15 protein-coding genes and 1 other RNA gene are annotated in these 13,848 nt (G+C 65.6%); 7 read left to right on the top strand and 9 right to left on the bottom strand.

Going from position 1 to position 13,848, the window contains the following annotated elements; translation table 11 throughout:
* The first annotated feature begins 43 nt into the window (after positions 1 to 43).
* Entirely contained in the window at positions 44 to 670 is a 627-nt protein-coding gene (locus D6M19_RS25650; RefSeq protein ID WP_123028096.1) for an SAM-dependent methyltransferase, read from the top strand.
* On the opposite strand, the gene D6M19_RS25655 is transcribed toward D6M19_RS25650, so the two are convergent.
* From D6M19_RS25655 to D6M19_RS25680, 6 genes are all read right to left on the bottom strand, one after another.
* Positions 639 to 869, bottom strand: a complete 231-nt coding sequence (locus D6M19_RS25655) for an Ada metal-binding domain-containing protein (protein ID WP_123028097.1) — start codon at positions 867 to 869, stop codon at positions 639 to 641. The two genes, D6M19_RS25650 and D6M19_RS25655, sit on opposite strands and share 32 nt — an antisense overlap.
* A complete protein-coding gene (locus D6M19_RS25660; protein WP_123028098.1) occupies positions 866 to 1,582 on the bottom strand; it encodes a 2OG-Fe(II) oxygenase in 717 nt (238 codons plus the stop codon). Before D6M19_RS25660 ends, D6M19_RS25655 begins: the two co-directional genes overlap by 4 nt.
* On the bottom strand, positions 1,582 to 2,094 hold the full coding sequence (locus tag D6M19_RS25665) for a methylated-DNA--[protein]-cysteine S-methyltransferase (protein ID WP_123028099.1): 513 nt from the start codon (positions 2,092 to 2,094) through the stop codon (positions 1,582 to 1,584). Before D6M19_RS25665 ends, D6M19_RS25660 begins: the two co-directional genes overlap by 1 nt.
* Before the next feature lie 150 nt (positions 2,095 to 2,244).
* Positions 2,245 to 2,739: a methyltransferase family protein gene (locus D6M19_RS25670; RefSeq protein WP_123028100.1), complete on the bottom strand. Its 495-nt coding sequence runs from the start codon at positions 2,737 to 2,739 to the stop codon at positions 2,245 to 2,247.
* Between the two features lie 3 nt (positions 2,740 to 2,742).
* Entirely contained in the window at positions 2,743 to 3,177 is a 435-nt protein-coding gene (locus tag D6M19_RS25675; protein WP_123028101.1) for a VOC family protein, read from the bottom strand.
* Positions 3,178 to 3,187: 10 nt separating this feature from the next.
* Positions 3,188 to 3,640 carry a helix-turn-helix transcriptional regulator gene (locus D6M19_RS25680; RefSeq protein WP_123028102.1) on the bottom strand — a complete coding sequence of 151 codons (453 nt, stop codon included), beginning with the start codon at positions 3,638 to 3,640 and terminating at the stop codon, positions 3,188 to 3,190.
* A 22-nt stretch (positions 3,641 to 3,662) separates the two neighbouring features.
* Here D6M19_RS25680 and rnpB point away from each other — a divergent pair.
* Positions 3,663 to 4,059: RNase P RNA component class A (gene rnpB, locus D6M19_RS25685), an RNA gene on the top strand.
* An 8-nt stretch (positions 4,060 to 4,067) separates the two neighbouring features.
* Here rnpB and D6M19_RS25690 read toward each other — a convergent pair.
* Entirely contained in the window at positions 4,068 to 5,558 is a 1,491-nt protein-coding gene (locus D6M19_RS25690) for a CYTH and CHAD domain-containing protein (RefSeq protein WP_123028142.1), read from the bottom strand.
* Positions 5,559 to 5,646: 88 nt separating this feature from the next.
* Between D6M19_RS25690 and D6M19_RS25695 the strand changes: the two genes are divergently transcribed.
* Positions 5,647 to 6,426, top strand: coding sequence for an enoyl-CoA hydratase/isomerase family protein (locus D6M19_RS25695; RefSeq protein WP_123028143.1), 780 nt, complete (start codon positions 5,647 to 5,649; stop codon positions 6,424 to 6,426).
* A gap of 14 nt (positions 6,427 to 6,440) precedes the next feature.
* Here the strand turns inward: D6M19_RS25695 and panB are convergent, their stop codons facing one another.
* Positions 6,441 to 7,280 carry a 3-methyl-2-oxobutanoate hydroxymethyltransferase gene (gene panB / locus D6M19_RS25700; RefSeq protein ID WP_123028144.1) on the bottom strand — a complete coding sequence of 280 codons (840 nt, stop codon included), beginning with the start codon at positions 7,278 to 7,280 and terminating at the stop codon, positions 6,441 to 6,443.
* Positions 7,281 to 7,420: 140 nt separating this feature from the next.
* On the opposite strand from panB, the gene D6M19_RS25705 reads away from it, so the two are divergent.
* The 3 genes from D6M19_RS25705 to D6M19_RS25715 all read left to right on the top strand — a co-directional run bounded on the left by D6M19_RS25705 (position 7,421) and on the right by D6M19_RS25715 (position 12,028).
* Complete coding sequence (locus D6M19_RS25705; protein ID WP_123028103.1) at positions 7,421 to 8,812, top strand: WS/DGAT/MGAT family O-acyltransferase; 1,392 nt, start codon at positions 7,421 to 7,423, stop codon at positions 8,810 to 8,812.
* 90 nt (positions 8,813 to 8,902) lie between these two features.
* On the top strand, positions 8,903 to 10,411 hold the full coding sequence (locus tag D6M19_RS25710) for an alpha/beta hydrolase (RefSeq protein WP_123028145.1): 1,509 nt from the start codon (positions 8,903 to 8,905) through the stop codon (positions 10,409 to 10,411).
* An 87-nt stretch (positions 10,412 to 10,498) separates the two neighbouring features.
* On the top strand, positions 10,499 to 12,028 hold the full coding sequence (locus D6M19_RS25715) for an alpha/beta hydrolase (RefSeq protein WP_123028104.1): 1,530 nt from the start codon (positions 10,499 to 10,501) through the stop codon (positions 12,026 to 12,028).
* Here D6M19_RS25715 and D6M19_RS25720 read toward each other — a convergent pair.
* Positions 12,025 to 12,285 carry a hypothetical protein gene (locus D6M19_RS25720; RefSeq protein ID WP_123028105.1) on the bottom strand — a complete coding sequence of 87 codons (261 nt, stop codon included), beginning with the start codon at positions 12,283 to 12,285 and terminating at the stop codon, positions 12,025 to 12,027. The two genes, D6M19_RS25715 and D6M19_RS25720, sit on opposite strands and share 4 nt — an antisense overlap.
* 207 nt (positions 12,286 to 12,492) lie before the next feature.
* Here D6M19_RS25720 and glnA point away from each other — a divergent pair, with 207 nt between their 5' ends.
* A complete protein-coding gene (gene glnA / locus D6M19_RS25725) occupies positions 12,493 to 13,833 on the top strand; it encodes a type I glutamate--ammonia ligase (RefSeq protein ID WP_123028106.1) in 1,341 nt (446 codons plus the stop codon).
* Positions 13,834 to 13,848: the final 15 nt, after the last annotated feature.

Genomic DNA, 13,848 nt, shown 5'->3' on the forward strand with positions numbered 1-13,848 from the left:
AAAACACATTGGCAGATCGTGAACCGCGCGGCAAGCTGGCGGCATGAACGAGACGCAGGCGCACTGGGAAGAGCACTACGGAGAACGCGATCGAGTGTGGAGTGGACGCGTCAACGTCCAATTTGCCGATGTGACGGCCGATCTGCCGCCTGGGCACGCGCTCGATCTCGGCTGCGGCGAGGGCGCCGACTCGGTGTGGCTCGCCGAGCGGGGCTGGACCGTCGTGGCGGTCGACATCTCCGAGACCGCGTTGGGTCGCGCAAGGGAGGCCGCGAGTTCGCGTGGCGTCGGCGATCGCATCGAGTTCGTCCAGCTCGACCTGTCCGACGGCTTTCCCGACGGCACGTTCGACCTCGTCTCGGCGCAATTCCTGCATTCCACGGTCCGGTTGGACCGGACGACGATTCTTGCCAAGGCGGCGCGAGCCATCCGCCCGGGTGGAGTGCTGGTGATTGTCGACCATGGCTCGGCCCCACCGTGGGTGTCGAAGCTGGATCACCATCACGAATTCCCCAGCGCCGAAGAGGTGGTCGCCGGTTTGAACCTCGCCGACGATGAATTCGAGCGGGTCCGTATCGAAGCCGTCGAGAGGCTGGCAGTCGGCCCAGAAGGTCAGCAGCGCCCGTGGATGGATAACGTCATCGTTCTGCGTCGACGCGAGTCTTCCTAGCCTTCCAGGCAAGGTACCTCTGCGGCATGCACACGGCACACGGACGGTAGCCCGCCGTGACGGCCTCGGCCTCGTCGGCGAAGAACACGCGATGTTTGACGTATCCGCCGTTGGCGATCGCCCGCAGCGCCGATGGGCAGTCCAGCCGCCCGTAGATTTTCGTCCCGCGATGACCGCCGATGGTGCCGCGAATAGTCATGCGGCGTCGTGGAAGACAAGGCCGAGCGTGAACCGCTCGCCGGAGCGAACCGCCGAAACACCGTGCCGGACAGGCGCGACCGACCAGCCCCTCGTCGACTCCACCGGTCGCTCGCGGGTGGTGAACACAAAGCCGTGTCCATGCGGAAGTAGTGTCGCGGTACCGCGTGACTGCGCGCGTGGCCGCTGCTCGAGCAGCAGGAACTCGCCGCCGGTGTGGTCGACGCCGGGCTCGGACAGATTGATCACCACTTGCAGTGGAAACACCAAGTCGCCGTATAGATCTCGATGCAACGCATTCCAGTCACCAGGCCCATATTTCAGCAGGATCGCCGTCGACCTCGGCTGTCCGGCGGCATGGCACATGTCGAGCCAGTCGTCGAGGTCGTCGGGCCACGGCGTGGCGCGGCCCAGCTTGCTCCACCAGTCCCTCGCGATCGGCAGCAGTCGCGGGTACAGCGCATGCTTGAGCTCGTTGATCGGCTTTGGGTAGGGTCGCTGGAAGTAGCGGTATTCGCCTTGGCCGAACCGGTATCGGCTCATCTCGATCGTGGCGCGGAACAGTCCGTCGTCGTAATAGAGCCCGCGAAGTTCGGCCGCCTCTGCCTTGGTCAGCAGCTGCGGCAGGAGTGCACCGCCGAAGTCGTTGATCTCGGCGGTGACGGCACCCCAGTCGGCGGAGTCGACGCGCTTCTGCCAAATCGTCGCTGCCATCAGAACAACCGCGCGGCCCGGACTTCGGCAGGCTCTTCGAGATCGAGCAGGAACTTCTTGCGTTCGAGACCGCCCGCGTATCCGGTTAACTTGCCGTCCTTCCCGACGACCCGGTGACATGGAATCACGATCGAGAGCGGATTGCGGCCGACGGCCGCGCCGACCTCCTGGGCGGTCGTTCCGTCGGCCAGTTCCTCGGCGATCTCGCCGTAGGTGACGGTTTGGCCGTAGGGGATGGTCGTCAGCCGGTCCCATACGCGACGGCGTACACCATCGCCGCGAAGCGCAGTTGGCAGATCGAACTCCGTCCTGTCGCCGGTCAGGTAAGCCTCGAGTTGCGCCTGCGATTCGGCGAGTAAGGCGTCGGAGCCGGCGTCCACCCATTCGCCGAAGGTGTCCGCGGTTGGTCGGTACCAGTGATGGCGGAAGTACACCCCGATCAGCGCGGCGCCGTCGGCGACAAGGGTGAGCTCGCCCAGCGGGCTGTCCATTGCTGCATGTCTTGTGGTCATACCCTGTAGACGGTCGGCGCGGCCCGGGCGTGAGATCCTGAGCCGTCACAGCGATCGACGTTTTGCAGCGATATTGCGAGTAAACCCCTGCGAAACGTCGATCGGTGTGACTCTCGTGATGATCGGCAAACGCAGCAGACCCACCACCGTTTAGCCTGCCTTCCACGGTGTGAGCCGCGGAGTCCACGCGGGAACGTTGCGGCGGTAGTCCTCGTACTGCTCGCCGTACGTGCGCACCAGGGTGGGCTCCTCGTACCATCGCACGAACGATGCCGTGGCAATCCATCCGATCACCGCGTAGACGACGAGCCAGACACTGTCGAAAAGCAGTGCCTGCCCGAGGATCGCGGCCAGCAGACCGACATACATCGGGTTGCGGACGAATCGGTTGAAGCCGGTGACCACCAAACGCTCGGTCGGTGCGATGGGCATCGGCGTCCCGCCCGCCCTGGCGAACTGGATGAACGCGTGCACGGGCGGGATGAGGCCGAGCACGATCAGCACGCCTCCCAAGACCACCCGCAGCGGCGGGCTGGATGCCGGGATTTCCCAGTGGGTGATCAACCACGGGCCCAGCCCGGCGAAAGTTCCCGGCGCGGCGACGAAGAACGCCGCCGAGCCGACCGCTGCGGTGGAGGTTCGCACCGGCTAAGTATTGGGCCATCCCTGTGCGAGTTGGGTGAGACGGACGCTATTGCCCGACGGGTCGCGAAACCCCGAGTCGATGCCGTAGGGCATCTGGTTGGGCGGTTCGTTGAATTCGACACCGCGGGCGGTCATTTCCTCGTAGGACTTGTCGATGTCGTCGGTGACCAGAAACACGGTGCCCGCGAATCCCTTCGCGGTCAGCTCCAGCACCTGCTTGCGGGTGGACTCGGCCATCACCGGCTCACCGGGAACGGCCATCAGCACCAGATTGACGTCGTTCTGTCCCGGCGGCCCGACGGTCAGCCACCGGAAGTCGCCCATCTCCTCGGGGAACGACACATCCTCACGCACCTCCATGCCGACCTTCTCGGTCCAGAACTTCAATGCGACTTCTTGATCATGGACCCACAGGTGGGCGCTGCCGATTCTCATCATGGATCCGACGCTACGGTCGGCCGTCGCGGCCCGTCTTCTCCCCGCGTGCTGTCTTCACCCGACTGTCGGGGAGCGGTCGGGTGTCACGGGCGAGGATGCAACTGGGCACCCGCGCGTGCATCAGTGCCGGCGGCATACTCGCCCGGTAGGCGGCAGGGGGCAGCCCGTAGACCCGGGCAAAACTCGTCGTGAACGACCCGACGCTCTGCAGGCCGACCATCACGCAGATGTCGGCCACCGACCGGTCGGTGTAGCGCAGCAGCGCCGCGGCACGCTCCAGCCGTCGCGTTTGCAGATAGGACCGCGGCGATTCGCCGAACGTGCGGGTGAACATCCGGCTGAAATGGGCCCGCGACAGGCCGGCCGCGGTGGCCAGATCGTCGACCGTGATCGGGTCGCCGTAGCGCGAGTCCACGAGGTCCTTGGCCCGCTGCAGGTAGCGGGCGGGGGGCACATGTGCCATCGGAATATTATGTATGGGCGAACGAGTTGGCCGGGCGGCCGCGGGTCATCGAAAGATGACTCGAGGAAAGTCCGGACTTCACAGAGCGGGGTGATTGCCAACGGCAATCCGAGGTGACTCGCGGGAAAGTGCCACAGAGAACAGACCGCCACCTGCTGGTGGTAAGGGTGAAACGGTGCGGTAAGAGCGCACCAGCATCCCGGGTGACCGGGATGGCTTGGCAAACCCCACCCGAAGCAAGGCCAAGAGGCCGCACCTGGTGTGGCTGCGCAGGCGCTCGAGGGTTGCTCGCCCGAGCCTGCGGGTAGGCCGCTCGAGGTACCCGGCGACGGTGTACCCAGATGGATGGTCGCCGCCTCGTCGCCGTGGTAATTCGCGGCGGCGAGGGACAGAATCCGGCTTACAGGCCAACTCGTTCGCCCCCTACTCAGCGGGCTTTGCGCACCGACTTGTTCAGCTTCTTCAGCGCGCTGTCGAGCTGCAGGCGTGCACTGCGCGCCAGGTCGTCTTCCTGCGCGTACAACAGGCCGTAGGTGAACGTGTCCTCACCGGCTCCACGCGCGGCGTCGGCCTGCTGGCTCAGATGCGTTCGGCTCACCACGCTGTCCTGATGGTCTCCGAGCAGGGTCTGGATGCGCTTGGCCCGATCAGACACCTTTTCAGCACCAGTTGCGGCCGCAGTGTAACGAAGCCGCTTGGCGCCCTTACGTATTCGATGAAGTGCCTCATCGCGGTCCTCGTCTACGGCCGCCGCCGCGCGCTTGGCCGCTTTACGCACCCGCTTGTAGGCCGAGTCGATGGTGGCGGTGACCTCTTCATCGCCCTCTGCCGTCGGCGTCGGCTCCGCGGCGACCAGTCCGTCGAGCGCGTCGAGCAGACGGAAATACCTATCCGATCGCATCGCGATCAACGACCGCCGCAGGCCGGACTTGTAGCGCCGCTTCGCGCCGTCCACCAAACGCTCGCGTATCGGGCCGTGGATCAACTCGTCGGGTAGACCGTCGAGGGCGCGTTCGTAGCGTTCTGCGAGCACCTCGGCGTCGCGTGCGACGCCAAGCACGCTGGCGAGCTGACGCAGCTCGTCGAGAATCCACGCGTCGTCGGAGATGCCGAAAGCGCCCTCCGACGACTGGAGCAGGCTGCGGATCTTGCGCGTGGCCACCCGCATCTGGTGCACCGAGTCGTAGACATCCGCGCGCACCGCACGGTCCCACTCGATCATCTGGTCGACCTGTTCGGCGACCGCCCGGTGGATCGGATCAGCCTTCGGCTTCTTCGGGGTGTCGTCGACGGCGGCGCTCGCCAGCACCCGGGCGAGCTTGGATCCGTGGCCCGCAGGCACCGCACCCGCGTCGAGGAGGCGGTTGGTCAGCCGGTCCAACAGGTCCGGCGATGCCGGGGCCCCCTCGGCCAGCTCCAGCTCCCACTCGCGCCACTGCTGATGGTCGCCCTCACCGGCCGACGCGACCACCTTGTCGTCGCTGAACTCGGCGACCGGGGAGCCATCGGCCCCGTAGAGCAGATCGACGGTCCTGTCGGTCGAGATTCGAGCGACGGGTCCGAGTGGCCGGTCACGAACGATGGCGAGCACCACGTCCAACAGAGCGTCCGGCACGGCGCCGCCGACACCCTCGTCCAGCGGGGTCCGCACCTCCGTGCGCGTATCCGGGCCTGCAGGCAGCTTGAGGTGCCAGCCGGCGTCGGTCCCGCCGGTGCGCCTCCGCAGCGTCACGCGGTGGGCGGCCAGGTCGTGGCCCTCGGTGTCGAAGTAGACAGCCTCGAGGTGCTGCGACGGCGACCGCTCCACGCGCGTCACCACCGAAAGCCCCTCGAATGAGGGTGAAACCGTCGGTTCGAGCACGTCGAACTTCCGCTCGACCTCGGTATGCCGGGACGTCTTCGGTCTGCTGGCCGCCATCTCCACCTTCGTCGCGTGTGCCTTGCACAGCCCAGCGTGCCATATGCGGGTGAAGAGCCGATCCGGGCTCGCAGATAAAGTCCATGGCGTGACCGAATACGAGACCATCACGCTCGAACAGTCCGGCCCGATCGCGCGAATCACCCTGAACCGGCCCGATGCGGCAAACGGCATGAACGACACCATGACTCGTGAGCTCGCCGATGCCGCAGCGCTCTGTGACACGGCCACAACGAAGGTCGTGCTGCTGACGGGTGCTGGCCGATTCTTCTGCGCGGGAGGCGATCTCAAGTCGTTTGCGACGGCGCCGAGTCGCGGACGGCACATCAAGGGGGTGGCCGACGAGCTGCACCGCGCCATCTCGACGTTCGCGCGCATGGACGCCGTGCTGATCACCGCCGTCAACGGAACCGCCGCCGGAGCCGGCTTCTCGCTCGCGGTCACCGGCGACCTCGTCCTGGCCGCCGAGTCCGCGACGTTCACGATGGCCTACACCAAGGTCGGATTGAGTCCCGACGGGAGTTCGTCCTACTTCCTGCCCCGGCTGATCGGCATCACCAGGACGAAGGAGTTGATGTTGACCAACCGGGCCCTGTCGGCCCAGGAGGCATCACACTGGGGGCTGGTCACCGAGGTGGTGCCCGACGACGAGTTGACAGCCAGGGCCGATCAACTGGCTGCCGAAATGGCTTCCACCGCAGCTGGGTCCAACGGCGCGGTCAAGGCCCTGATGTTGGCGACGTTCTCCAGCGGTCTGGAGGAACAGATGGAGCTGGAGGGACGCATCATCGCCGGCCGCGCCGAATCCGCCGACGGTCGCGAAGGAGTCGACGCCTTCATGGCCAAGCGCAAACCGGAGTTCGGCTAACAGGCCCGGCGAGCCTAGAAGCTGTGCTCCTCCGCAGGGAAGGCTCCGCTGGCCACCTCGTCGGCGTACTGCGTTGCTGCACTGCGTAATTCCGTACCGACGTCGCCGAAACGCTTGACGAACTTGGCGGTCTTGCCGCTGGTCATACCCGCCATGTCCTGCCAAACCAGCACCTGCGCATCGCAGTTGGGCCCTGCGCCGATTCCCACGGTCGGGATGGTCAGCTTGCCGGTGATCTGGGTGGCCAGTTCCGCGGGCACCATCTCGAGCACGACAGCGATGGCGCCGGCTTCTTGGACGGCGATCGCGTCGTGAATGGTCTGCTCGGCGGCGTCGCCGCGGCCCTGAACCCGGAAGCCGCCGAGGCCGTTGACGCTCTGCGGTGTGAATCCGATGTGGGCGATGACCGGGATGCCCGCCTGCGTCAGCGTCGCGACCTGGTCGGCCACTCGCTCGCCACCTTCCAGCTTGACCGCATGCGCACCGGTCTCCTTGAGAAATCGTGTCGCGGTCTGCAGCGCCTGCTGCGGCCCGGCCTCATAGCTGCCGAACGGCATGTCGGCGACCACCAGCGCGTGGGGCGCACCGCGCACCACGCCGCGAACCAGTGGGATCAACTCGTCGATGGTCACCGGCACCGTGGTGTCATATCCGTACACCACGTTTGCCGCGGAGTCGCCGACCAAAAGCACCGGGATGCCTGCGTCGTCGAATACGCGGGCGGTGGAGTAGTCGTAAGCCGTCAGCATGGCCCACTTGTGGCCTTCCGACTTCCACTTGTGCAGGTGGTGGGTGCGGACCTTAGTCCGCGGCTTGGTAACTTCGGCAGCACCGTAAACAGTTTGTTCAGACATCATTGTCCCTAGTGGCTGTTCGGTCGATCCTCGTGGCCCGTTGCGGGTCCCCGGGTTCGTCTGACCCCCTCAGTCTGCCACCACGTGGCAAGAAGATGAACTTCGAGTTAAGTGGATTTCCTCACATTACGATCGGCCACATGCAACGGCTCAGTGGACTCGACGCCAGCTTCCTCTACCTCGAAACCGCAGCACAGCCGATGCACGTGTGCTCGATTCTCGAGCTGGACACGTCCACGATGCCCGGCGGCTACACCTTCGACCGGATGCGCGACGAACTGGCGCTGCGCATCAAGGCAATGCCGCAATTTCGGGAGAAGCTCGCCGACAGCCGGTTCAACCCCGACCACCCGGTGTGGGTGGAGGACGAGGACTTCGATGTGGACCGCCACCTGCATCGCATCGGGCTTCCATCGCCGGGGGGCCGCCAGGAGCTGGCCGAGATCTGCGGCCATATCGCGTCGCTTCCGCTGGACCGCACGAGGCCGTTGTGGGAGATGTGGGTCATCGAGAACATCGCGGGCACCGACGCCCACGACGGCGGCCGGCTGGCGGTGATGACGAAGGTGCACCATGCCGGTGTCGACGGCGTGACCGGGGCCAACCTGATGTCGCAGCTGTGCAGCACCGAACCCGACGCACCCGCGCCGGATCCGGTGGAGGGTGTCGGCGGGGGCAGCGGGATTGAGATCGCGGTCAGCGGGGCGATCAAGTTCGCGTCGCGGCCGTTGAATTTGGTCAATGTGGTGCCGTCGACGTTGTCGTCGGTCGTCGACACCGTGAAACGGGCCCGCAACGGGCTGGCGATGGCGCGGCCGTTCGCCGCACCGCAGACTCCGTTCAACGCCAACGTGACCGCGCACCGCAACATCGCCTACGCCCAATTGGACCTCGAGGACATCAAGAAGGTGAAGAACCACTTCGGCGTGAAGGTCAACGACGTGGTGATGGCGCTCGTCTCAGGCGTGCTGCGCAAGTTCCTCGACGACCGCGGCGAGCTGCCCGACTCCACGCTGGTGGCGATGGTCCCGGTTTCGGTGCACGACAAGTCGGACCGGCCGGGTCGCAACCAGGTGTCGGGCATGTTCTCCAATCTCGAGACCCATATCGACAACCCGGCGGACCGCTTGAAATCCATTTCGGAGTCGAATTCCGTTGCCAAGCAACACAGCTCGGCGATCGGCGCAACTCTGCTACAGGATTGGACACAGTTCGCCGCGCCTGCTGTGTTCGGTGTCGCGATGCGGGTATACGCCAGCTCGAGGTTAAGCGGCGCCAGGCCGGTGCACAACCTGGTCATCTCCAACGTGCCCGGGCCGCAGGTTCCGTTGTACTTCCTGGGTTCCGAGGTCAAGGCGATGTATCCGCTCGGGCCGATTTTCCACGGCTCCGGGCTCAATATCACCGTGATGTCGTTGAACGGGAAGCTCGACGTCGGCATCGTGTCGTGCCCCGAGCTTCTGCCCGATCTGTGGGACCTCGCCGACGACTTCGAGATCGCACTCGACGAGTTGGTGCAGAGCACCGGCTAGACCCGTCGGAGTGGTGGTCTGCCAGGACCGATGCAATTTCATGGCAGCATGTGGTCCCATGAGCCGCCGAAGACGATCGCGAGTGAACGCATGAGCCTGAAGAAGGGGATTCTTGCGGGCTCGCTGGTGGTGTTGCTGGTGGCGGGTTGCAGCAAGGCGATCGACGGTCACCCCGTCGCCGCCGTGCCTCCCCCCGGGTCACCGATTCAATGGGGCCCCTGCCCGGCGGACGATCCGTCGGGCGCCGCTTCGCCCGACGCCGAATGCGGCAAGCTCTCCGTGCCGGTGGACTACAGCAAGCCCGACGGTGACGTCGCCCAGCTGGCGATGATCCGGTTCAAGGCCACCGGTGACAAGATCGGTTCGTTGGTGATCAACCCGGGCGGGCCGGGTGAATCCGGCGTCAAGTCGGCGGCCAACCTGGTCGGCACGATGCCGTCGTCCGTCCGCGAACGCTTCGACCTGGTGGGGTTCGACCCGCGCGGTGTCGCGGGCTCAACGCCTGCGGTGTGGTGCAACTCCGACGCCGACAACGACCGGCTGCGGGCCGATCCGCAGGTCGATTATTCGCCAGAAGGCATCGAACACATCAACAACGAGACCAAGGCGTTCGTCCAGCGTTGCGTCGACAAAACGGGCAAGGAATTCCTCGCCAACGTCGGCACGGCCAATGTTGTGAAGGATCTCGACGCGATCCGGGTCGCCGTCGGCGACGACAAGCTCACGTTTCTCGGCTATTCCTATGGCACGCGCATCGGCGGCAGCTACGCCGAGGAGTTTCCGCAGAACGTGCGGGCGATGGTGCTCGACGGCGCGATCGACCCGAACGCCGATCCGATCGAAGAGGATCTCCGGCAGACGGCGGCGTTCCAGAAAGCGTTCGACGATTACGCCGCGGACTGCGCCAAGGATCCGAGCTGTCCGCTCGGTACTGATCCGGCCAAGTCAACCGCTGTGTACAAGAGCTTGGTGGAGCCCCTTGTCGACAAGCCTGCCAAGACAGACGATCCGCGCGGCCTCGCCTACAGCGACGCTCTCGTCGGCACCATTCTCCCGTTGTATTCGCCGAGCATTTGGCCTCGTCTCACCGCTGGTCTCAACGAGCTCAGGGTTGGGCGCGGCGACCAACTGCTGTACCTGTCAGACATTTACATGCACCGGCGTCCCGACGGGCACTACGACAACGCCACCGATGTGCGCGTCGCGGTCAACTGTGTCGACCAGCCCCCGATCACCGACCCCGCCAAGCTGGTCGACAAGGATCGCCGGTCGCGAGAGTTGGCGCCGTTTCTGAACTACGGCGAGTTCACCGGATACGCGCCGATGGACACCTGTGCCCTCTGGCCTGTCCCGCCGACAACGCAACCGCACGAGATCTCCGTCAAGGGACTCCCGCCCACTCTGGTGATCTCCACGACCAACGACCCCGCGACGCCTTATCAGGCAGGCGTCGATCTGGCCAAGCAGCTGGGCGGCACGCTCGTCACCTTCGACGGGACCCAGCACACGGTTGCCTTCCAGGGCAACCAATGCATCGACGACATCGTCGCTACCTACCTGATCGACGTGAAGGTCCCGCCGCCGGATACCCGTTGCTGAGCAACGAAACTCGGCTGAGCACGCCAAGGTCTCCGAAAGGTCACCGTCCGATTGCGGCTTCGGTGCGGCCATGACGGGCGTGCGACGATGACAGCCATGTGGTGGGCGGGGAGGTGTGGCGCAGCGCTGCTGGCATGGGCGCTGGTCGTCGGTTTCACATGCCCGCCCGCGATGGCGACCCCGGAGGGGCAGTCGACCCAGGTGTACGGTCAGCCGCCGGTCTGGGGCGGCTGCGAAACGTTCGTCGGTGACACCAGCGCCATCCCGACCGCGCAATGTGGCACAGTGTCGGTCCCGGTCGACTACGCCAATCCCGAAGGCGCACAAGCACAATTGGCGGTCATGCGGATCCCCGCTACCGGTGACCGGATCGGGGTGTTGATGGTGAACCCCGGCGGGCCAGGGGCGTCGGCCGTCGACACCGTCGCGGGTATGGGGGCGGGGCTCGCCGGCACCGAGATCGCGCGCCGGTTCGACCTGGTCGGCTTCGATCCCCGCGGGGTCGGACATTCCACTCCCGAAATACGTTGTCGCACCGACGCCGAATTCGATGCCTACCGAACGGAGCCGAACGTCGACTACAGCCCCTCGGGCGTCGCGCACATCGAGGATCTGTATCGCAAATTCGCGCAGGACTGTGTCGACCGGGTGGGCAAGGATCTGCTGGCCAACGTCGGCACAGCGGCGGCGGCCAAGGACATGGACGTGGTGCGGGCGGCGCTCGGCGAGAACCAGATCAACTATCTCGGGTTCTCGTACGGCACAGAGATCGGTTCGGCGTACGCGGAGGCATACCCCGATCGAATCCGCGCCATGGTTCTCGACGGCGCCGTCGACCCGAGCCTGGACCCGATTGACGAGAACCTGCGTCAAATGGCCGGATTCCAGACGGCGTTCGAGGATTACGCCGCCGACTGCGCGCAATTGGTGGGATGCCCGCTCGGCAACGACCCTGCGCAGTTCGTCGACCGGTACCACCAATTGATCGATCCGTTGGCCAGCCAACCCGCGACGACCTCTGATCCCCGCGGGCTGAGTTATCAGGATGCGATCACCGGCACCGTGAACGCCCTCTACTCCCGGCAGTACTGGAAGTTCCTGACCAGTGGACTGCTGGGCCTGCAGCGGAAAAGCGACCCCGGCGACCTGCTGCTGCTCGCCGACGACTATCTGAACCGCGGCCCGATGGGCCACTACCAGAACTCGCAGGACGCGTTCTACGCGATCCGCTGCGTCAACTCACAGTTCCCGACCGACCCGGCGGTTTGGGCCGCGGCCGACCAACGGGCCCGCCAGGCCGCGCCGTTCCTCAGCTACGGCTCCTTCACGGGTTATGCGCCGCGGGATATCTGTGCGAATTGGGGCGTTCCGGCGTCGGCGACGCCGCACGCCGCGGTCTCACCCGGCAAGGGAAAGGTCGTCGTCGTGTCCACCACCCACGACCCGGCCACGCCCTATCAGGCCGGTGTCGACCTGGCCAGGCAGATGGACGCCAGCCTGATCACCTTCGACGGCACCCAGCACACCGTGGTGTTCAACGGCGACGCCTGCGTCGACACCGCGGTGGTCGCGTTTCTCATCGACCAGGTTCAACCGCCCGCAGGCCTGCGGTGCTAGGTGCAGGGGATTCCGTGCGGACCCCCGTACCAATGACCGGGCGGGGAGTCGAAGGGAGCCGGACACCACTTCTTGACCTGGCCCGGCGGAGCGTCAGGTATCCACTCATCGACCCAGTGTCCCGAGCCCCAGGGAACCCCTGGGATGTCGGGAACCCAGATCTGATCGGCCTGGGCCGAACCTGCACCGAGTCCTAAACCGGCCGCGCTCAACGCGCCGGCGGCGGCCGTTACCGCCGCGATCTTCTTGATTCCCACTGTGGGCTCCTCCCTCGTCGCCGCTGCGTGAGATTCGCAGCTGGAGCGAACTGGCATACAAGCCCCCAACCAGAAAGGGGTTACCCGGGCGCAGGAGCGCGCCAAACCCCCAGTGAATCCGTGCTGCCAAATCTGACGGCCGTAATTTCGCGGGCCTGGTGCCTCATCGGTAACACAGAATTAACAGACGGTGCCTACGCTGCGGCTATGGATCGGCAGAAGGAATTCGTGCTGCGCACGCTGGAGGAACGGGACATCCGATTCGTCCGGCTGTGGTTCACCGACGTGCTCGGATTCCTCAAGTCGGTAGCGATCGCGCCCGCCGAACTCGAAGGGGCGTTCGAGGAAGGCATCGGCTTCGACGGCTCGTCGATCGAGGGATTCGCCCGAGTCTCGGAGTCCGACACCGTCGCCAGGCCCGATCCGTCCACCTTCCAGGTGCTGCCGTGGACTTCCAGCGCGGGCCAGCACCATTCGGCGCGGATGTTCTGCGACATCACGATGCCCGACGGATCGCCGTCATGGGCCGACTCGCGGCACGTGCTGCGCCGCCAGCTGGCAAAGGCCAGCGATCTGGGTTTCTCCTGCTACGTGCACCCGGAGATCGAGTTCTTCCTGCTGCAGCCGGGGCCCGACGACGGCACGGAGCCGATCCCTGCCGACAACGGCGGCTACTTCGACCAGGCCGTGCATGACTCGGCGCCGAACTTCCGCAGGCATGCCATCGACGCGCTTGAGCAGATGGGCATCTCGGTCGAGTTCAGCCACCACGAAGGCGCGCCAGGCCAGCAGGAGATCGACCTGCGCTACGCCGACGCCCTGTCCATGGCCGACAACGTGATGACGTTCCGGTACGTGGTCAAGGAGGTCGCACTCGGTGACGGCGTGAAGGCCTCGTTCATGCCAAAGCCGTTTGCCGAGTATCCCGGTTCGGCGATGCACACACACATCAGCCTGTTCGAGGGCGAGAACAACGCCTTCTACAGCGCGGACGACCCACTGCAACTGTCCGACACCGGAAAGTCCTTCATCGCAGGCATTCTGGAGCACGCCACCGAGATCAGCGCGGTGACCAACCAGTGGGTGAACTCCTACAAGCGGCTGGTACACGGCGGCGAGGCGCCGACGGCGGCATCGTGGGGTTTCGCGAACCGCTCTGCGTTGGTCCGGGTGCCGATGTACACGCCACGCAAGGCGTCGTCGCGTCGCGTCGAGGTGCGCAGCCCCGACTCGGCGTGCAACCCATATCTCACGTTCGCCGTGCTGCTGGCGGCCGGCCTGCGCGGTGTGGAGAAGAATTATGTGCTCGGCCCACAAGCCGAGGACAACGTGTGGAGCCTCACCCCCGAGGAACGTCGGGCGATGGGCTATCGCGAACTGCCGGGCAGCCTCGGCGCGGCGCTCGAGCAGATGGAGGGCTCTGAGCTCGTCGCGGAAGCGTTGGGGGAGCACGTATTCGACTTCTTCCTGCGCAATAAGCGGGCTGAGTGGGAGAACTACCGTAGCCACGTCACACCGTTCGAGCTGAAGACCTACCTGTCGCTCTAGCGGGTCGCGGTACGG

It is taken from the genome of Mycolicibacterium stellerae (assembly GCF_003719305.1).
Classification (GTDB): domain Bacteria; phylum Actinomycetota; class Actinomycetes; order Mycobacteriales; family Mycobacteriaceae; genus Mycobacterium; species Mycobacterium stellerae.